The following is a 19,085-nucleotide window of genomic DNA, read 5'->3' on the forward strand; positions in this document are numbered from 1 at the left end:
AACTATCGACTCAATAATCATGATGGATTAATGTTAGTTGCCACATAAACCGTGTAAAAATTATAGGTTTAGAAACCTTAAGAAATTCTTCATATATATATTAATAATTATCTAGTATTATTAGTAGCTAGAGTTATTAATGAAAAATCACGGCAATATATCATGTATGCTAATGATATGGTAAAGAGAAATTTGTTAAAAGGATAATGTAAAGGAGTAGAAAAAAATAATGTTGGTACAAAGTTTATTCTTTATTGGAGTACCCTTTTTCATTGTTGTTTTCGCTTGGTGGATAACTAAAGAATTACCTCCTAAAAATCGTTCCATGCCTGGGAAGATACTGATTGGTATTGGAATCATATTATTTATTGTTGCAGAAATTCAAAGTTGGAGTTGGCCATTATCTCTTGTTATACTTCTCCCTATTTCAATACTTATTTTAGGTGGAATAGTAATACTAGTCATTGTTTTGTTAAAAAGCTAAAATATTTCATCATACTTTCAACAATCAATATGACCTCATATGTAAATAGTAAAAATTCACTCAGCACAGATTCAACTCTGACCGTAGTATTTTTTCTTCATTAACAATGGTAGTAAGGCAAAGCACCTATCTAACCATGCAAATTCATTACATTTTTATACAGTTTACGATAAGGGCCATAATCCCTTATCCATTACTTAATTACCACTTTTTATATTAGAGTATATTTCCAACAAAAGACTTCAAGTAGCATTCGCTGATCTAGTTCCACTTGTATAGGAATTAACGGAAGAATGTTATATAAATCCTATATTTGAATACATATTAAGGAACAAGCATGTAACACCTTTACGGGTTAAATCCTCAGTTATATGGATCAAATCACTATGTATACGGGTCAAATATTCATCTTGGAGAACAATATACTGTGCTAAACGCTATCTTTTAAAACTTTTTTTCCCACATTAAGAGAAATTCAATTTCTACATTAGTATTAAAACGAATCATCATATTCAGACAAACTCCAATATAAGGTCAATATAGTATTCTCCGCCATAGTAATAATCTTAATATTCCAACTATTGATTTTATCATATTTTACAAACTATGATAAATCAACATAATCATGTTAATATATTCACATAATCACCGTAGAAAGGGAGATGTTACTTTGAAGAGAACAGGAGAAATTATTATTTCAGGGATAGCATCCATCTTAAGTGCAATAATAGCTATTATTGGAGCTGGAATGATATATTATTTAAAAAACGAAGAATTTTTAAGTGAATTGGAGGATGAGCTAGCTTTAGATTATCCTGATGTGGCAGTATCCAATATAACTGATTTTATTGAAAGCATGGCTAGTACAGCATGGCTCGTTATGGTAGCGGGTTTTATTAGTCTGATGTTAGGTTTAATTGCCGTCTTTAGCCTGAGAGGAAATAAGAAGCCACTACTAGCTGGAACGTCGTTAATTATTGCTGCGGTACCAATTACCTTCATAACATTAGTAGCATCTTTATTGAATGAAATCCTAGGTTATTTAACAGCTCTGCTATTCTTAATTGCAGGAATGATGAGCATAGTACGAAAACGTAAGCAAACATATGTATTAGAAGAAACCATAAGATTAGAAGGCGAGAATACCTCTCCCTTCAAGCAATGAGTATTAAGGGAGAATTAAAACCACTCGAGAAAAAAGAAGATCATCTAACGTACTATTGTACGAAGTTATTTTGTTAGTATGTAATAGTTATATTTTACAGCTATGATGAGAATCTAACGGTGACTAAGGACTGAATTCAGTACTTAATCACCTCAAAAAATTTTAGTTTAGAATTGTTTTCATAAAAGATAAGACAGCAAGTAATCCCATAAAAATAGTAATATATAGCATAAGTTCCACCTTGAACTTCTTCCGACTCTAGTTTAATGACTAATTTTAAAAATCACTCATCCTGACCTTATTAGAATGGGGTTATTCCCCTTTGATCGTAAGTTCTTCATTAATTATTTCTTCACCATTAGAGTTTTTAATTACTAAATTCATAGGTTCATCGTTCTCAAATAACCTTGTAGGATGGACAGTCCACAAAAGTAACTTATTTGAATTACTAGGTGTAAAAGTTACTTCATCTATTAATTGTCCATAGTTCATACTTACATTACCTTCTCCAACCAAGACTCCATTGCCATGATTGTCTACTATTGCAACCGTGTATTTTCCTTTTTCTAAGTTATAAACATCTACAACTAATTGTACTGAATTAGCATCTTTTATTAAAACTATATATCCATTGTTATTATCAAATTCGATCAATTCTGTTAAAAGGTCTTTACTTTCAGATGTTGTGAATTCTGCTAACTTAACGGGCTGCTTATTACTATTTAAATCATCGGACTTAGCATCATCTAATGGTGTATTTGTATTATCCAATACGTTACAACCTGTCATTATTATGACTATAGAAATTATTAATACAGAAGATAATACCTTTTTCATAAGAAATCACCTAACTTTTTTTAAGTAAGTAATTTAGTATTATAACTAGTATTACGTTGGTTCAAACCATTGTTTCAGTGCACTGTATGTTTATTAATGGCTCTTTTCATAAGCTTTGTTGCCTTTTCAACTTACATTTTAAAATTGATGTGTATGAAATGATTCATGAACTCTATGTGTAGACTTATTTGTTTCTTAATACAACTATCTTATTCATCGTCCATTTGTGGCTTTCTTCCTTTCCAGCCATTTGATTCGAGGGTATGATCAAGGTCTTTAAAGAATTTTCCCCATTCAATAGAAACTGTACCACGTTCTTTCATAGTCTCCTTATCTGATTTTGCTCCATCCTCTTCATTGTTCTTATTCTCCATATTCAACTCTCCTTCACATAACGAAATGATGTTTTACACGTATTCATTTTTTAGTAGAAGAAACATTGGAAAACTAGCTTGAGCTAAGTCCATATATTCCAAATAACTACCAATTATTTCTCTTACATTAGAAGACGTAGGTTTTTCTTATAAAGTTTCACTCATTTAAAGAAAAGATATCCATTAAGGTGAGTAAAATATCTTATTCCCAACAACTATGCTAATAATCTTCATTGATGCTCTTTTAATGACTCTCATTTTACTCAGTTAACATATCCCAATTTTTTCTAATTGGATAAAGGGTTAAAGTTATGTTAGTTTTGCATGATATAATATAAACTTGATGACAAAGCGTCTGGCAGCCTTACGTATATATTTTGTAATGTTAGATAGTGCGGAAACATTTTATGCATTAGATTTTCTCTAAAACTAATATATGAATACTTGATTGATAAGATACTATTTACTCATCAATAGTAATTTGATGAAAGGTGGGACTTCTTTGAATGAAACAGAATTAATAACTTTGATAAAAAAGATGGATAGTGACAATGATGCTGTATCCTGGAGTGCAACTAGAAGAGCAGAAAAGATAAAAGATCTATCTATTTTCCCTTATTTAAAATCCTTAATTGAAAAGAAAATTACAAACAGTGAAAAAATGAATATATACTTTATTCTTTCCCACCTCGCGTTAAGTACGAATAATAGGGAGATTGAAAATTTTCTTCTTCAACAACTACTAAAAGAACAAAACCGTAATGTGCTTTCATTTCTATTAATGGATTTAATGCGCTTAGAAAAGATTCATGATGGGTCAAATGTAGTTCCACTTGTGAAGCACAAATACTCCACCATTAGGTCTGAAGCACTTGAGGTACTAACAATTTGTGAAACGCCCGATACGGAAGAAATATTTTTAGAAGTATTAAAAACGTCACAAGACGAATTTGAACTAACTGCAGCGATAGCTGGGGTCAAAACCGAAAGAGCAATCCCATTAATTCAACCGTTACTATATCATAAAAGCGGAGATGTTAAAACGTGTAGTATTGGTGCACTTGCACAACTTGGAGGGGAGTCACAAGTTCCGTTATTTATTGAGTTGCTTGAAAAAAGCAAATCAAGATATGTAAAAGAAACACTAACTCATACTTTGGCTGAAATTGGAGATGAAAGAGGTATTATCCCTGTTTGCAATAGGTTAAAAAAAGTAGCCTCTCGACAAAGAGTAGTGGAATCCTATCCCTCTGAAATTACGATTGGTATAGCGTTTTTGCATCCATTCTATGATCAATATAATGAAATTCAATCATTATATGTTTATATCAAAAAGAAGTGGAACCACCTATTTGAAGAGGAACAAGAATGGTTGCAAAAACATGTTCCTTTTTTCAGAACTTAACCTTCTATTTGGTCCTAATAGGCTCTCTTCCGTAAATATAAATTATTTTTTGAGTTTAATATCAGGTCGTTTTTAGACTTTCCACTTAGGATTTACTGCTTTTGTTATTAATAGAAGCAGTATTCTATGGTATTATGTGACTTTCACCTTTTTAGTAAGAATAACAACAATCAATGAGAAAACTGGGTTATTTTTAAATACTATCTATCAAGAACCATTTCTATATCCTTATTTAACTGCACCAAGATATTTGTCATTCTACCTATGTTTTCCTCAGTGTTAAATTCTTCAGGTGAAATACCTTCTTCATAAAATATTTCCCGAAAAGAGTCACTGTGCTTTTTCATAATAGCAGCGATGCTATGAATATCATTATTAGATATTGACCTTGAACTTATGTCAATAAGTAAATTCTCAATATGCCAAATATGTTCATAATATAGTAAATCTATACCCTCTATTTGTTGAAGATACACCAGGTCGCCTCCATCCTGGTTTATTTTTTTGAAGTCTTTGTTAAGTGCATTAGTAAACAAAGCTTGTTCTGTATCATTAAAATCTTCATTATATAGCTCTAATGTTTCACCAATATCATACAATTGCTTTGCACCAAAATTCTTTATGAAAGTTCTAAAAATTCTCTCTTCAACACTTTCAATATCCCGCTGATGTGAGATATTCTTTTCATATAAGTGATACAACAAATAGAAACTTAAAAAAATTAGGATAACAATACAACCCCACAAAACTTTTAGATTTTTAATCCTTTTCTCCCCCTTATTGCTACTATACGTACATAAGCTAATTCAAGAAATGACCTCTTTGATTAAAAAATATTTGAGTTTCTATTAGCTGAAGCAGGCTAAGATTAAGAATCTATTACTGACTGCTAATTTTCATTCCATGTGTTCAAATGTTTTTTTGACTTTATTTAACTCATCATCTTCATACTTTAAATTTTTCAACAAATCTCTAAAGTAACTTTCAAATTCTTTATTGCTCATGTTAGATAAAATACTAAAGTTTATTTTCCTCTTTAGAAATTCCATATCTTCTAACCATGAATGTAGTAAGCCCAATACTTCTTCATCAATTACACTTCTAGCTTTTACTAACACTCCTATGTCGTCAAGTGGAATGTGGCTATAAATTGATAATAGCTTTTCTAAATGTATATAATTTTCATTATTAGTTTCAAGCACTTCCAACATATGTACTGATAAATATAAACTCCATGTCATAGCAGTTAAGTATTCTACTTTTTCACTTGTTGAAGTCTCACTCCATTTTCTTTGTAATATATCACCGAAATTATAAGCATATTCAATACCATCTTCTATTTTTCCAAATTGGGCATTAGTCAACCGATCCCTATTGAGTTTCCAATTTCCAACAAAATATAAATTAAAACCAATTGAAATGACTAAAATAGCTAAAAGTACCTTCTTTAGCTTAATATTTTTCAAATAATCTCTCTCCTAATATGGTTTAGATAATCATTTTTTTAAAAGGCTCTTTTCGTAAATTTGTTGCTTGAAGTTTAGTTGACACACACAAATATGTATCAAATTACCAAATTAATTATACAGAAAGCATTTAATTGAAGTAAATATAAAATTTAGAGAAATCTCAGATATATTAATTAGTATACTAATAGCTTTCTAAACATTCCTCATCTAAAAATGGCTCTTGTTGTACTTTTATTAACAGTAGGCATCAAGGTGAGGTTTTAGCCGAATCGAACTTCTTAAAAGTAGAAAAGATGCCACGAATGATAAATTAGAAGTATTCTCATGAAATGGAAACTATGAAAAAAAACAATAAAAAAGACATGTCACTACTAGAAACATGTCTTTTGATGTAAGATTTTATCAACATAAATGTTCAGTTTCACTCAATGAAAGCTCCCATTATCAACGCCGAATATAGTTTTATTTAGCATCTGTCATTCTTTTTCTCTTTAGTTTCTTAAATTCCAAGAACAAATAGATTCCTATTATGAAATATGTTATAACCATCCCAATAATCAACCGTACATCTTCGCTATATGTAGTGAGCGATAATATAAATGTCGGTAGGTGAAGTGCTATCAAAATAACAAACATAACAGGAGTCTTTGCCCAAATTGAAAATAAAACTAAAAAAGTCAGAACAATGAAGCCAATAACTAGACTACCTAACCAATCAAAGTTGATAGTCGGGGTTTTATAAAATGTATCGACTACCATTAAACCTACAAAGAATGTTAAGGTAATAATAATTGGAAGTAACAAAATAAGAAATTCTGTTAACTTTGAAACTTGATTGCTAGCAGTATAGCGAAAAGTTATAAAAACGCCTCCAGCGAACATCAAACTAAACAAAATTGTTCCTACGATTTGCAATAGACTATAACTTAATGTACCTTGAAATAAATCTCCTAAGATAGAAAATGACAATGTACTAATAACAAAGAGGGGAACATATTTCGCCCACAACTTATAATCGGTCTTCATCTCATTTGAAATATTTTTCATATATTCTTTGGGTGAAGCCCCCACTATTTGATCAATTGACTTACCATGCTTTTCAGCTTCAATAAGATGAACCTCAAGCTCTTCAGCAATTTCATTAATTTCACTATCATTTTTTCCACTTGAAAATAAGTACAACCTTAAATCATCAATAAATTCCTTACTTTTATCAGATAGTTGATGTCGTTTCATTGTCTCAACCTTTCCTTTTTGTTTCTTGTTTAATAACTGCATTAACACTTTTCTCAAGTTGACTCCATCTACTTAAAAAATCATCCAAAGCATTAATTCCTTTTTCTGTAAGTGAATAGTACTTTCTTTTTGGTCCTGCTGTTGAACTTTTACGTACAGAGGTTACGAGGCCTTCACGCTGCATTCTCATTAACAAAGGATAGATTGTTCCTTCACTTACTGCACCAAACCCATACTCACTTAACCGTTCAGCCATCTCATATCCATAGCACTCTTTGCCATGTATAATTGCCAATAGACAACCATCTAAGATTCCTTTCAGCATTTGTGTTTGTGACATTATCGTTCCACCATTCTTATTATCTTGTTTTACAAGGTATATATTTAGTATATGCATAATTAACTTGTAATGCAAGGTATTAATGAGAAAAATATCCAATTATAAAAAGTAACCATTAGCAAATGACAAAGGCGCATATCTTGCGCCATATGGTGGTAATAATTTATCTAGTTCCATACAAGCTTCTTATTAGCAAAACAAATTTAAATTATGCTATCAAAAACGCTTATCATCACGAATGAAGCAATTGTAACGACTAAAAAGCAAACTACTGTCACGGTAAGTAGATAACCGATATGAGAACCTTCCCCACTTGCATACATTCGTAACTGTAGATGTTCTTTTTCTTTTTGACATAGAAATACCCCTTTAGATAACAATATCTAGAGGGGTAAAGCTCAGTTTGTACATACTGAATTTTATGTACTCCATAATCTTGTTACATCTATTAATGTCTGACCATTAAACTCCATTTTGTATACATCTGGTTTGGAAGTACTCAACAAAAAATTCAAATCGTATTTACTGTCATAATACTCCATCATCAAAGCCATTACTGCTCCATGAGTACCTAATGCTATTTTTTGTCCTTTGTTCTCTTCCAATAATTTATTCAAGACCTTTATAGCTCGATTTTGACAACTTGAATTAGACTCCCCTCCCGGCAAAGCAAAATCAGGATTAGAGTATGACTTATTCAGTAGAGGTAATAATTCCTCATCAGATATTCTCTTGTTTCCATTGATGAAAATCCTTTCTTTAAGATCTTCAAATATTATTACTTTTTGTCCCGAACGTTGAGCTAATTCTTCTATCGTTAAAATTGCCCGTTGGTATGGACTTGAAACGAAAACCCCGATCCCTTCTCCATGTAATAATTCAGTTATTCGACAAGAATCTAATTTACCTTTTTCCGTTAACCCTCTTGTTCTTTCATTTTCACCCTTTGGTGACTCCCCGTGTCTTACCATGTAAATATATGTATGCATTTATAGCCCTCCATTTTTCTAATATGTTATATGTAATTTTGTATACTGAGTGATATATTAATAGCTTTGAAGAGCGGTCAACTCACATGATATTGTTGTGCCTTATTGTTCATATGATAAATATTAATATTATTTTTCCTTCATGATATTTCCATGAATGCGGCACTATATATTTCTTGCATCTTTAAGAAATAATCACAATAAGGGGACATTGTATTTTGCGCAAAAGCTGTTAAAGCTCCCCTAATAAACCAAAGTTGAACAAACTCACTTAATTGTTTTATATCAATGTAATCATATTTCATATATTCGATTGTAAAACTCTTTATATAAGATTCCATATCGTTTGAACAAGAATTATGTGGAGCTTGGGAGGTTAATAGCGCTGCAATATCAAAGTAATGATTACCTCTTCTTGATTCGCCAAAATCAATAAAAAAGTATTCATTAGTTTTATCATTATATATTGTATTCCAACTACCTAAATCTCCATGGATCCACGAGCTATCATCTTGGTCTATACGGCTCAAACGATTTATCATTGTATCCATGTTAAATGTCAGTACCCCTTTTTTCACGTTATACCATTCATCTCGAAGGTTATTCCAAGTTGTAGTTAAGTTAAATCTGTCATTTCTTTTTCCATCCCACTCAAAACCTAGTAGCGCTTTCCTTAACAAAACAAGTTTCTGTGTCCATTGTTGTATAGTTGGTTTCACTGAACTTGGTGAACAATAAGATTGTAGATGGTAGACCTCCCCATGTAGATCAATCCATGATTTTCCATCAATTGTTTGGAGAATATTTGGGACAATTGCAACATTAGAGCGAGACTGTATATGCGAATGCAACTCGTACTCAAAGCATGCTGCTTCAATTGATAAAAGCGATCTTAAAATATACTTTCTGTTCTCTGTTTCTATTAGGAAAGTTTTTGATGTATTACCTGACGTTAATTCCCTTATATGCTGAATACCTTCTAATTGATATTCTTGTTGTAATTTTTCCTTGTCCATCCATAAGTCCTACCTTTTAGTTGCGAATTAAGAATGTGTTGATTTTGCCCTAATATCTTTATTCTTGAAAAAAAATAAAACATCACTTTCCTCAAGGAATGTGCCACATTGTGAAAGATCACTTGAACTTCCATTAGATCGTATCATATTATTCATTGCTATTTTCCTTAAGGTAGCCAGGGTAGAACAGCAATTTAGCTTAAGAAATACAAAAATGAAAGGAGGTTATTTTTATAGATACTTAATGTATTTATACTACCTCATTTTTTATCTAATAGCTTATTAGTTTATAACCTACGAATTGGAGATAATAATGCAATGACTACCTCTATCCCTTTTGCAATTCCTGCAACGATAAAAACTCCTCCAGGATGAAAATGGTCAGCCACATATACACCTAACAATGCACCTAAAGGCATAGCTAAACGTGTAAATACTCTTGAGAAACTTAGTACTCTCCCTAACATTAATTTGGGAACACTCTCTTGTCGTACGGTCATAACTAATGTATTCCAAGCTACATTACACGTAGCAACTAGACCTAAAGATATCCCAGGTGCAAGCCAAAAATCACTAACTATTGCATAAGTAAAACCAATGGTACCAATTAATAAAAGCATAGGAATAAGGACGCCTCTACGTAACACACGTTCCAAAGGTAATACTATAAAGCTCCCTAACAGACCACCAACACCTAATAATGCATAATTTAGACTTATTTGGTTCTCATTCAATTGTAATGATGAAAGCAAATAAAACATGAGAACAGCATAAACAGCACTATATCCTAAGTTACCGACCATCGCCTGAAGTGAGAAACTTAAATTCAGTCGATCTTTTAATAACCACATTAATCCTTCTTTCATATCCTTATATATACTTTTGATATTAGTTTCTCCACTGTTTTTCCCTAAGTTGGGTAGTTTCAATATTGCTAGAAATGTAAGACCGAATGAAATTACATCGATCCAAAGAATATTAAATCCACCTATTATAACAATTAATGCACCCGCTAGTATAGGACCAATGATATCAGCTAATTGATTAACTAACTGAAATGATGCGTTCGCTGTTGTTAGTTTTTTACCTGATGATTTTTTTATAATGTTCGGTATAGCAGTAATAATAGTTACATCAAATAACAAGCTTAAAACAGTTAATGCAAAAGAGATAACATATAGATGCCATATTTGTAAAATACTCATAAAATGAAACAATGGGATCAGAGATATTAAAACTGCTCGTAAAGCATCTGACAATAACATTAATTTTTTACGGTCCCATTTATCAACTAAAACACCGACAATAGGTCCAAACAATACAATTGGAAGAACACTAATAGCATAAATTGTACCCATTATTAAAGCTGATTGTGTTAACTCATATGAAATCCAAGGAATAGCAAAAGTATATAAAGCATCTCCAACCCTCGATACTAATAATGAAAACAGAAACGTATTATATGAACTAAATATCTTCTTTAACATTCATTTCTTACTCCTATTGCTGTCTAGTATTATTATAAGGGGCAATTTGTTAGATACATACAACTCTGAATTTGACTACGACATTGTTGTTTTACAACATAAGCCTTTACAATGAATAAAGACATGTGCTATTTCATAAACGTACGATTTTGTGGAACAAAGATCTTTCCTGTTTTAGCTTATAAATCTTGGGATAATCGAATCATATCTCTGCACTGTATACCGTTCTCAAAAATTACTTCTTCATAATGTTTAATAAAAAAGTCCAAATCAACACCATTAATTCTAAAACCACATTTTTGGTATAGAGCCAATTGACCAATACTTGAATTTCCAGTTCCAATTTCAATCGTTTTATAACATTTTGCTTTTGCTACCTGTATTGCATCTATCACCAATTGCTTTCCTATTCCTGTACCATGTAGCTTTTCTACAACTGCTACATTCACCAACTCAACTGTCTCAGGCCTTGTTGGAAGTAGTACATAAACTCCAATAACTTGCTGTTCACTTTCGGCTACATAACATTCGCCCCTATTTACATAATCATTGACAATATCTCTTGAAGGGTCAGCCAGTAACAACAATTCCATCGGAGGTTCTTCATCTATGCTTAGTTTCCGAATAATCATGATTAATCACCCTTAATTCATATGAAATTGTTTTAATCTACGCTGTAACAATCTGTTGATTCGCTCAGAATACCTTAATACAAGCTTTTGTTTTTTGAAAAAGTATTGATACTTCTCTTTAAGAATAGTCTTGTCTTATAAAAGATTCGAACTCGATATAACAACCTTTCTCTATAAAAACTTTAGTTAAAAAACATTGTTATTTAAGGCTTTCAACTTTGACTATTTCACCTCTTATAAACTTCTCTATCTTTCTTGTCAATTCATCTATTTGATTTATTTCAGTAATGATGTAGAAATTAGCATACATGGTATATGGGGGTTTTGACTTGTTATCTACTTTAAATTCAATTCCAATAATTCCTCTTTTATCTTGAAGAAAAAAACGCATAGATAAAAAATGTGTAGTATGTTTAGTTCTATTTCCTGTTGTCCAGATAAATTCATTTTCTCCAAGTTGTGTAGAGAAAAGTTCAATACCTCGGCGTAGCTCTTCTAACTCTTCATTATCAGTATAGATATCTAAATTTACATTACAATCACTTCCGAATATTGATAAATTCACTTCAAAAAAATCAACATCAGTCCACATCTTTTTCATAATAAATTTAGGATCAGCCATAATACACACACCTCACTAATAACCTTTTAACAGAAATGAGAGAGTTTAGAGATGTCAGGGTTACAAATGCTTTACAAACCTATAGCCCGTTATTTCATAACCAAGAAATTTATATAGTTCGTGCGCTTTTACTCTCTTCTCACTTTTCCCACTTAAAAGATAGATAAAATTAGAGCCTCTTCTTATTGACCAGCCTTCTACAAATTTAACCAAAGATTTTGCAATACCTTGACCGCGATATTGCCTTTTCGTAACGAGCGAGGTTATTTGAATCTTTGCTTCGTTACTTGTGTATGTTGTATGTACTGATATTCCAATCATCCCCACTAGAGATTTTTCCTTTTCTGCAACAAAAGTGTAGTAATTTGGATTGGATTCGATACGTTCCATTCTTACTTTCATATCATCAATTGATGCAGGGTAGCCTAAATCAGCCATTAAACTTGTGAGTTGTGCTAAATCACTAGAGTCGTATTCTCTTATTTCCATTAGAAAAACCTCCCCAAATCCCTGTGCTGTATGATTATTGTAAAAAACTCTAAGTTCATTCTTTACCCCTCTTATATTAACTGTATGGCAGCTACTATGTTCAGCAATTGTCCACGTTTATGGAAGAAGACTTTATAAGTTTTTCTCTAAACAGAGATGAGGCTTATCCTCAAAAATTACTTCTTTATATTTTTTGAAGCCTAATTTACTCCAAAAATCTATCCCTCTACTATTTTCTTTATGAACTGCCAAACGTAACTTTTCCTTTTGCCCCTGTCTAATAAGGTTTTCTATATGCTCATATGCTACAAGCGAATTACCTGCACCTTGATACTGTTTATGGATGACAAACAAGCTTATCCAAGGTGTATTATCTGATGAGTTATTAAGACAGTAATCTACCAAGCCTATGTAACTTTTATTCTTTTTGATTAAAAGGCGTGTGGTATTCAACTTTTTAGACTCTTCATACTCTGACTGTATATCTTCAAAATTAATTATGTTTTTATTTTTAGACATAAGGTTATAATTTGAATTTGAATTCATAATCTCAAGCTCAATCTGCCATTTACTTATGTCATTCGTTTCAAATGTTATCATTTCAACCACCATTTCTATTATTTAAGCAATCCTGCCATTTACCTTAATACCAATTATTTCAAATATTCAACGTCTAGACAATCCCTTTTACAATATATATATCCCGTAAATGAAAAAGCTCTTTTCCTAAACTAGGAGATAAACATATCGTTTTACAGAAGAAAAGATGTCACGAAATCTAGTTATATACGTGTTTATTGTTGGTACGAAAAACAATAATCTATGCAAAAATAACAACCTGGCGCTCATCTTTATTTCAGATTTACGCCAGGTTGTTCAAGTTATTGTAATTGGTCATTAATTAGTGTTTACAAATATCCAACAATTTTTTTCATAATAACCGACTTAAAACTAGAGAGTAATTTCTATTATTATTACAACTCTACAGAATTTTTTATAAACGTATGTAAAATGTGAGAATATAAATCAGGTTGCTCTCTATGTACTAAGTGACCCGCAAAAGGAATAATAGCAATATTTATACTAGCGTTTAATTGCTTGTAAGTGATAGCAGCAGAAACCTCTAGCTCTTGTTTTTCACCAACAATACATAGAGCTGGGACTTTGATATTAGCTACATCACCTGTTTCATCAAATGGATAAAATTTATCACCATTAAAAGATTGAAGTAACGATTTCCAATCATTTGTCCCATGAATTTCGTTCAAGAATGCTACCGCTTCTTCGTTATTAAACAATTGTTCATAGCCTTCAGCTTCTTCTCTTGAAAGTTCCGCCCAATTAGCGGGTTCAACAGGAAATATCCCCGAAAAGCTGAGAGACCTTACTTTATTAGGGAATTCTTTAGCGAAAAGCAAAGCTGCAACTCCACCAATTGATACTCCCGCAATATGACATTGTTTAATATTTAGAGATTCTAAAGTATCATTTAAATCTTTTACACAACGACTAAAATAATTATCAATTTTTCCAACCGACTTCCCGTGCCCTCTTAAATCAGGTCTAATTACTTGAAAGTTCCTAGCAGTAAAGTAATCACTTTGTTCCTGATACTCGGTCAATCCCGTCATACCACCAGAGTGGATAAGGACTAATGCTTCTCCTTCACCAATAATATTTGTATGTAAAATCATAGTTTTTCCCCGTTTCTTTGTTCATATAAACAGCCTTTAAATTAATAACACCTATATCTATTTTACATGTTAAATAATTATTAGATAATATAGATTTCACTAACAAAGCCTTACTTTTACAGAAACGCTTAATTTTTTCAACTTACTAATCGATTCATTTAGATTTCGGTGAACGCAATACAATAGACGCTTTCTGCTCTATGATCGGAAGATAGGGTTATCTTGTTTTCTATTCGTTACACATTTATCTTTAGCGCCCTCGTAGCAATAAAAGTTTTAATATACTTATCTAAAATTCTAGTTCCACCAAAATCGTCTTCATAAAAACCTGCAATGACAAAGCCAGCATCTATTTGACCTTGAATTTGGTCTTCCAAAGTATGAGCATATTCTATCGTTTGATGTGAATTGAGATAATCTTGAACCTCATCGTCAGGTAAATAATCTAGAGTAGATGAAGGTATAGAATGTTTCACATCTAAGATTCCTTTTCTTTCTTGAGTGTCATCAAAAATCCATAATAGAGGATTAGTGAATCCTGTTATCAAGATTCCTCTATCTTTCAATACTCGAGATGCTTCACTCCATACTGGATGTACATCTTTTACGAATAAATTTGAAACAGGGTTGATAATCATATCAAAAGATTCATCTTCAAAATCGCTAAGATCAACCATATCTCCTTGTATTGCTTTCAACGTTAAACCTTCACGTTTAGCAACTTTTTCATCTTGTTCTAACTGTTTCTTAGATATATCAGTTACTGTTACATCTGCTCCTGCTGCAGCAAGAATAGGAGCCTGTTGTCCCCCACCAGAAGCAAGACAAAGTATTTTTAGACCCTTTAACGAATAAGGAAACCAATTTCTAGGGACAGGTTTTTCAGTTGTCACTGTGATCTCCCATTCATCATTTCTACTTCTTTCTATCATTTTACTGCTTACAGATTTAGTGTACCTAGAACCTTCTTCTACTTTCTTATCCCAAGCAGTGCTGTTTTGTTGTGTTGTATTCATTCTGTCATTCCTCCTGCCAAAAATATATAAAATTTCATCTATTTAACAATAACATAATATTTTATTATCCAATTTGCATATTAAAAATTCTCCCACACATAGCAAAATAAGCACATTTTTGATACATTTTCATGGAAGATACAATAGATTTAAATCTCCTTAAACTAAAGACCCTTTAACTTAATATCAAATTTGTTTTGTACCATGAAGGTTTTAAGATTTCAAAATTTTTGTGGTCTTCCAGAATATTGTATAAGCGTTCAATCATTTCGTCTAATTGTTGAGGCATATAATTTATTGACCATACAACTGATGAAAAGATAACCATCCCAGCATATATAGCATAAATCCTCCAAAAATTTTCCCGTATATTGTTATTAAAATATCCTTCTATTTGTCCGATTGAAAATGGTATACTTAGTTTTCTTTGGAACAAGGCTACTTTTACAAAATCATGAAATGGATCTCCCCAGTCAAAATTATTAAAATCTATAACTCCTGCATACTTATTTCCCTTCATGATGATATTTCCAAGGTGAAAATCATCATGTTGAAAGTTATTTGGACGATTTTTTATAAAATGCTTATTTCTCTCTATAAATTCAATAATCTTATCATCATTGTTAATCTTGATCCCGCAGGATTTATATGCTTCTAGATATTTGTAATGCTTTTCCATTGCTCGATCGTACCAAGGTTTAATTGTCAAAGGTGCTTTATATAAATGCATTCTAGATAGTTGTCTACCAGCTTCAATCCCTATTTTCATTTGCTCTTGTTCTGTAAGAGTAGGTAGTGCCTCTGTTCCATCGATACCATCAATATAAGAATATATAGTGTAGCAAGAATCAAGATCATCTAATAAACCTATTTCAATTGAACGGGGACAAAGAACATTATACTGTTGCATCTTATTTATTATTTGAAACTCTACCTTTTTCCGTTCATATTCTTTCATACTCCCTACACGTAACAATAATTTTTTTTCATCAACATGTACTACATATTTTTCATCAGGAGAATACCCTTTTAAGAGTCTTTCTATTTTGGTAGCATTCTGAAGCAACTTTATCTTATTTTGAAGACCTTGTAATTCATCACTCATAATAAACCTCCAGCATTTCTAATTTTTTTATCAAGAAGACCGGAATTCTTGTAAAGAAACGTTACTCAATTTCAAACTCTTTATTAAATAGCCCAAGTTAAATCTGAAGAGAGATTCCAATTGTATTGGAAATATTAGCACTTCTATTTGCTGGTTTTCGTTTCACTTGTAATTATGAATTACTATTATCTAATAACTCCTATATAAAGACAAATTCCTCCAATTATAGTCAAAGGGTTTCGTGAGAGAAACAAGAATATATAAACAAAGCTTTTTGGAGGTGATTGAAAAGACCAATCCTATTCCTTTATTTATACAATGTTTAAAGATTATTCCTTTCTTTTTTAGAACATCTACTCCTATCACATTTTTTTTCGTTACAACACTTTATGGTGTAACTCCAATTGTTACAATCTGTTAGATAAAATATATCCTTTATAACCATCTATTAATGTAATTAACTTGCATATTCTAACACATTTAAATCCACCTATTCCTATATGGTTATAGTAGATGTTTAAAAATTTTATGGTTCTTAGGAAAGCTTCATGAGGTTTCTTGTATCTATGTTGTATCTTAAATAACTTATAATGTAATGGAGGTAATTTATTTGACTAAAAGGCCAATAGGAAAAAAATTAATTACTATGATACTAAGTGCAATCATCATAATAGGAATAGGGACATCATTGTTCAGTACTGATCATATCGCAAATGGAGAAGTTGTCCCATTATATCAAGATGCAAATGCACCTATACCCGATCGAGTTACTGATTTAATTTCTCGAATGACACTAGATGAAAAAATTGGACAAATGACACAAGTAGACAGAAGGTACTTAAATTCTGATAACGATATCGCATCATATCATATTGGATCGTTATTAAGCGGTGGTGGATCAGCCCCAACTCCTAATACACCGGAAGCGTGGGCTGACATGTATGATCAGTACCAATCAATTGCACTCTCGTCAAACCTTCAAATTCCAATTATTTATGGAATCGATGCTGTACATGGTCATAATAATGTATATGGGGCAACCATATTCCCGCACAATATCGGCTTAGGAGCTACACGTAACCCTACATTATTAAAGGAAATTGGTGAAGCTACTGCCAAAGAAGTAGCTGGAACTGGAATTGATTGGACGTTTGCTCCATGCTTATGTGTCAATAGAAATGAACGCTGGGGCAGAACCTATGAAAGCTACGGTGAAGATCCAGAGATTGCTAGTTCATACTCTACGATAATTGAGGGATTACAGGGTACAAGTTTAAATGACCCTTCCTCTATTTTAGCAAATGCTAAGCACTGGGTAGGTGACGGAGGTACATTAGGTGGCGATGATCAAGGTGATACTATTATTTCTGAACAAGAATTGAGAGACATCCATATAGCACCATTTATAGATGCTATTGAAAAAGGTGTCGGTTCAGTTATGATTTCATATAGTAGCTGGAATGGAGAAAAACTCCATGGACATAAGTATCTCATTACAGATGTCTTAAAAGAAGAACTAGGATTTACAGGATTTGTTGTTTCAGACTGGGCAGCTATCGATCAATTGGCTGGCGATTATGCTAGTGATGTCCGAACTTCTATAAATGCAGGTATAGATATGGTAATGGTTCCTGATGACTATATAACATTTATAAATACATTACGTACAGAGGTAAACGAAGGTCGTGTATCAATTTCACGAATCGATGACGCAGTAGAACGAATTCTAACCAAAAAATTTGAACTCGGCTTATTCGAACAACCTTTGACTGATAGAACGTTCACATCAACTATAGGATCGCAAGAGCATAGAAATATTGCTCGAGATGCTGTAAGACAATCTCAAGTGCTCCTTAAAAATGATAATAGTATTCTCCCATTATCAAAAGATTTAAATAAGATATTTGTCGCAGGGAAAAATGCTGATAATATTGGGAATCAATCTGGTGGTTGGACGATTAGTTGGCAAGGTAGTAGTGGAGATATTACACCTGGAACAACTATATTAGAAGGTATTCAAAGCACAGTTTCTCAGAATACTGAAGTTACGTATAATGAGAGAGGTATCGGATTAGACTCTAGTTATGATATAGCTGTAGTTGTGATTGGTGAAACACCATATGCAGAAGGTAATGGAGATCGACCTACCAATTTAGGACTTGATAGAACAGATATTGCAATTCTTCAAAAGATTAAGAGGTCTGGTGTCCCTACTGTTGTTATTTTAGTTTCTGGAAGACCGATGATCGTCACTGATCAGCTAGAAAATTGGGATGCATTTATTGCAGCATGGCTTCCTGGAACAGAAGGTCAAGGCGTGTCAGATGTTCTCTTTGGAGATTACAACTTTACTGGTACACTACCACTAAGTTGGCCTCGCACAGAAGATCAAATTCCAATTAATGTTGGAGACACTCCCTACGATCCACTATTCCCTTATGGATTCGGACTAACCTATCCCTAAGGAATAGCATGGCTTAATAAATGGCTCTTTTCATAAACTTTGTTGATATTGCTACCAAATTCGAACCGCAAAATGTCGTATTATACGTTGGTCATCATTTTAGCAAAGAGAAGATGCCACGAACTCAGTTATGTATATGTTTTTATCATATACGAAAAACAACAATCAAAGTGAAAGCAGTCTTTAAAGAACACAATTACTACCTTTTAACAGAAAGTAAATGGGCTCTCGTCATTTTATAAAATGAGAGTCTATTTTCTT

Annotated in this window: 20 protein-coding genes; 4 read left to right on the forward strand and 16 right to left on the reverse strand. The window is 32.1% G+C overall.

All coding sequences use genetic code 11. The features are described 5' to 3' along the window. Positions 1 to 229: 229 nt before the first annotated feature. Both ACSVDA_RS03145 and ACSVDA_RS03150 read left to right on the forward strand, forming a co-directional pair. Positions 230 to 484 (forward strand): hypothetical protein, encoded by a 255-nt coding sequence (locus ACSVDA_RS03145; RefSeq protein ID WP_485880765.1) that lies wholly within the window; start codon positions 230 to 232, stop codon positions 482 to 484. Positions 485 to 1,154: 670 nt separating this feature from the next. After that, positions 1,155 to 1,649 (forward strand): DUF4064 domain-containing protein, encoded by a 495-nt coding sequence (locus tag ACSVDA_RS03150; protein WP_485880767.1) that lies wholly within the window; start codon positions 1,155 to 1,157, stop codon positions 1,647 to 1,649. A 312-nt stretch (positions 1,650 to 1,961) separates the two neighbouring features. Here the strand turns inward: ACSVDA_RS03150 and ACSVDA_RS03155 are convergent, their stop codons facing one another. Next, complete coding sequence (locus ACSVDA_RS03155; RefSeq protein WP_485880768.1) at positions 1,962 to 2,486, reverse strand: hypothetical protein; 525 nt, start codon at positions 2,484 to 2,486, stop codon at positions 1,962 to 1,964. A gap of 209 nt (positions 2,487 to 2,695) precedes the next feature. After that, positions 2,696 to 2,860 carry a hypothetical protein gene (locus tag ACSVDA_RS03160; RefSeq protein ID WP_485880770.1) on the reverse strand — a complete coding sequence of 55 codons (165 nt, stop codon included), beginning with the start codon at positions 2,858 to 2,860 and terminating at the stop codon, positions 2,696 to 2,698. Positions 2,861 to 3,362: 502 nt separating this feature from the next. Between ACSVDA_RS03160 and ACSVDA_RS03165 the strand changes: the two genes are divergently transcribed. After that, positions 3,363 to 4,265: a HEAT repeat domain-containing protein gene (locus ACSVDA_RS03165; RefSeq protein WP_485880772.1), complete on the forward strand. Its 903-nt coding sequence runs from the start codon at positions 3,363 to 3,365 to the stop codon at positions 4,263 to 4,265. Positions 4,266 to 4,465: 200 nt separating this feature from the next. Here the strand turns inward: ACSVDA_RS03165 and ACSVDA_RS03170 are convergent, their stop codons facing one another. The 14 genes from ACSVDA_RS03170 to ACSVDA_RS03235 all read right to left on the reverse strand — a co-directional run bounded on the left by ACSVDA_RS03170 (position 4,466) and on the right by ACSVDA_RS03235 (position 16,360). Continuing rightward, positions 4,466 to 4,969: a hypothetical protein gene (locus tag ACSVDA_RS03170; RefSeq protein ID WP_485880774.1), complete on the reverse strand. Its 504-nt coding sequence runs from the start codon at positions 4,967 to 4,969 to the stop codon at positions 4,466 to 4,468. 192 nt (positions 4,970 to 5,161) lie between these two features. Further along, a complete protein-coding gene (locus tag ACSVDA_RS03175) occupies positions 5,162 to 5,731 on the reverse strand; it encodes a hypothetical protein (RefSeq protein ID WP_485880776.1) in 570 nt (189 codons plus the stop codon). 465 nt (positions 5,732 to 6,196) lie between these two features. After that, positions 6,197 to 7,012: an HAAS domain-containing protein gene (locus tag ACSVDA_RS03180; protein WP_485880778.1), complete on the reverse strand. Its 816-nt coding sequence runs from the start codon at positions 7,010 to 7,012 to the stop codon at positions 6,197 to 6,199. Beyond that, on the reverse strand, positions 6,975 to 7,310 hold the full coding sequence (locus ACSVDA_RS03185) for a PadR family transcriptional regulator (protein WP_320211501.1): 336 nt from the start codon (positions 7,308 to 7,310) through the stop codon (positions 6,975 to 6,977). Before ACSVDA_RS03185 ends, ACSVDA_RS03180 begins: the two co-directional genes overlap by 38 nt. Before the next feature lie 419 nt (positions 7,311 to 7,729). Then, entirely contained in the window at positions 7,730 to 8,299 is a 570-nt protein-coding gene (locus ACSVDA_RS03190; RefSeq protein ID WP_485880780.1) for a histidine phosphatase family protein, read from the reverse strand. A 140-nt stretch (positions 8,300 to 8,439) separates the two neighbouring features. Continuing rightward, complete coding sequence (locus tag ACSVDA_RS03195) at positions 8,440 to 9,315, reverse strand: phosphotransferase (RefSeq protein ID WP_485880781.1); 876 nt, start codon at positions 9,313 to 9,315, stop codon at positions 8,440 to 8,442. 287 nt (positions 9,316 to 9,602) lie between these two features. After that, positions 9,603 to 10,802: an MFS transporter gene (locus ACSVDA_RS03200; protein WP_485880783.1), complete on the reverse strand. Its 1,200-nt coding sequence runs from the start codon at positions 10,800 to 10,802 to the stop codon at positions 9,603 to 9,605. A gap of 179 nt (positions 10,803 to 10,981) precedes the next feature. After that, positions 10,982 to 11,434, reverse strand: a complete 453-nt coding sequence (locus tag ACSVDA_RS03205; RefSeq protein ID WP_485880785.1) for a GNAT family N-acetyltransferase — start codon at positions 11,432 to 11,434, stop codon at positions 10,982 to 10,984. Positions 11,435 to 11,633: 199 nt separating this feature from the next. Beyond that, positions 11,634 to 12,056: a hypothetical protein gene (locus ACSVDA_RS03210; protein WP_485880787.1), complete on the reverse strand. Its 423-nt coding sequence runs from the start codon at positions 12,054 to 12,056 to the stop codon at positions 11,634 to 11,636. A 60-nt stretch (positions 12,057 to 12,116) separates the two neighbouring features. Beyond that, the gene (locus ACSVDA_RS03215; protein ID WP_485880788.1) at positions 12,117 to 12,545 is read right to left on the reverse strand and encodes a GNAT family N-acetyltransferase; all 429 of its coding nucleotides are present in this window, start codon (positions 12,543 to 12,545) and stop codon (positions 12,117 to 12,119) included. A gap of 132 nt (positions 12,546 to 12,677) precedes the next feature. Next, positions 12,678 to 13,145, reverse strand: a complete 468-nt coding sequence (locus ACSVDA_RS03220; protein WP_485880790.1) for a GNAT family N-acetyltransferase — start codon at positions 13,143 to 13,145, stop codon at positions 12,678 to 12,680. 374 nt (positions 13,146 to 13,519) lie between these two features. Beyond that, positions 13,520 to 14,239 carry an alpha/beta fold hydrolase gene (locus ACSVDA_RS03225; protein WP_485880792.1) on the reverse strand — a complete coding sequence of 240 codons (720 nt, stop codon included), beginning with the start codon at positions 14,237 to 14,239 and terminating at the stop codon, positions 13,520 to 13,522. A gap of 236 nt (positions 14,240 to 14,475) precedes the next feature. Then, positions 14,476 to 15,255: a class I SAM-dependent methyltransferase gene (locus ACSVDA_RS03230; protein ID WP_485880794.1), complete on the reverse strand. Its 780-nt coding sequence runs from the start codon at positions 15,253 to 15,255 to the stop codon at positions 14,476 to 14,478. Positions 15,256 to 15,430: 175 nt separating this feature from the next. Then, the gene (locus tag ACSVDA_RS03235; protein WP_485880796.1) at positions 15,431 to 16,360 is read right to left on the reverse strand and encodes an aminoglycoside phosphotransferase family protein; all 930 of its coding nucleotides are present in this window, start codon (positions 16,358 to 16,360) and stop codon (positions 15,431 to 15,433) included. Positions 16,361 to 16,970: 610 nt separating this feature from the next. On the opposite strand from ACSVDA_RS03235, the gene ACSVDA_RS03240 reads away from it, so the two are divergent. After that, positions 16,971 to 18,824, forward strand: a complete 1,854-nt coding sequence (locus ACSVDA_RS03240; RefSeq protein ID WP_485880797.1) for a glycoside hydrolase family 3 protein — start codon at positions 16,971 to 16,973, stop codon at positions 18,822 to 18,824. Positions 18,825 to 19,085: the final 261 nt, after the last annotated feature.

Origin of the sequence: Cytobacillus sp. Hm23, assembly GCF_051842895.1 — a bacterium.
Classification (GTDB): domain Bacteria; phylum Bacillota; class Bacilli; order Bacillales; family SM2101; genus Nanhaiella.

Coding starts and splice junctions, on each gene's coding strand:
- ACSVDA_RS03145 (WP_485880765.1), top strand. CDS start 230: ATGTTGGTACAAAGTTTATTCTTTATTGGAGTACCCTTTTTCATTGTT.
- ACSVDA_RS03155 (WP_485880768.1), bottom strand. CDS start 2,486: ATGAAAAAGGTATTATCTTCTGTATTAATAATTTCTATAGTCATAATA.
- ACSVDA_RS03185 (WP_320211501.1), bottom strand. CDS start 7,310: ATGTCACAAACACAAATGCTGAAAGGAATCTTAGATGGTTGTCTATTG.
- ACSVDA_RS03180 (WP_485880778.1), bottom strand. CDS start 7,012: ATGCAGTTATTAAACAAGAAACAAAAAGGAAAGGTTGAGACAATGAAA.
- ACSVDA_RS03220 (WP_485880790.1), bottom strand. CDS start 13,145: ATGATAACATTTGAAACGAATGACATAAGTAAATGGCAGATTGAGCTT.
- ACSVDA_RS03190 (WP_485880780.1), bottom strand. CDS start 8,299: ATGCATACATATATTTACATGGTAAGACACGGGGAGTCACCAAAGGGT.
- ACSVDA_RS03200 (WP_485880783.1), bottom strand. CDS start 10,802: ATGTTAAAGAAGATATTTAGTTCATATAATACGTTTCTGTTTTCATTA.
- ACSVDA_RS03210 (WP_485880787.1), bottom strand. CDS start 12,056: ATGGCTGATCCTAAATTTATTATGAAAAAGATGTGGACTGATGTTGAT.
- ACSVDA_RS03215 (WP_485880788.1), bottom strand. CDS start 12,545: ATGGAAATAAGAGAATACGACTCTAGTGATTTAGCACAACTCACAAGT.
- ACSVDA_RS03235 (WP_485880796.1), bottom strand. CDS start 16,360: ATGAGTGATGAATTACAAGGTCTTCAAAATAAGATAAAGTTGCTTCAG.
- ACSVDA_RS03230 (WP_485880794.1), bottom strand. CDS start 15,255: ATGAATACAACACAACAAAACAGCACTGCTTGGGATAAGAAAGTAGAA.
- ACSVDA_RS03205 (WP_485880785.1), bottom strand. CDS start 11,434: ATGATTATTCGGAAACTAAGCATAGATGAAGAACCTCCGATGGAATTG.
- ACSVDA_RS03160 (WP_485880770.1), bottom strand. CDS start 2,860: ATGGAGAATAAGAACAATGAAGAGGATGGAGCAAAATCAGATAAGGAG.
- ACSVDA_RS03225 (WP_485880792.1), bottom strand. CDS start 14,239: ATGATTTTACATACAAATATTATTGGTGAAGGAGAAGCATTAGTCCTT.
- ACSVDA_RS03195 (WP_485880781.1), bottom strand. CDS start 9,315: ATGGACAAGGAAAAATTACAACAAGAATATCAATTAGAAGGTATTCAG.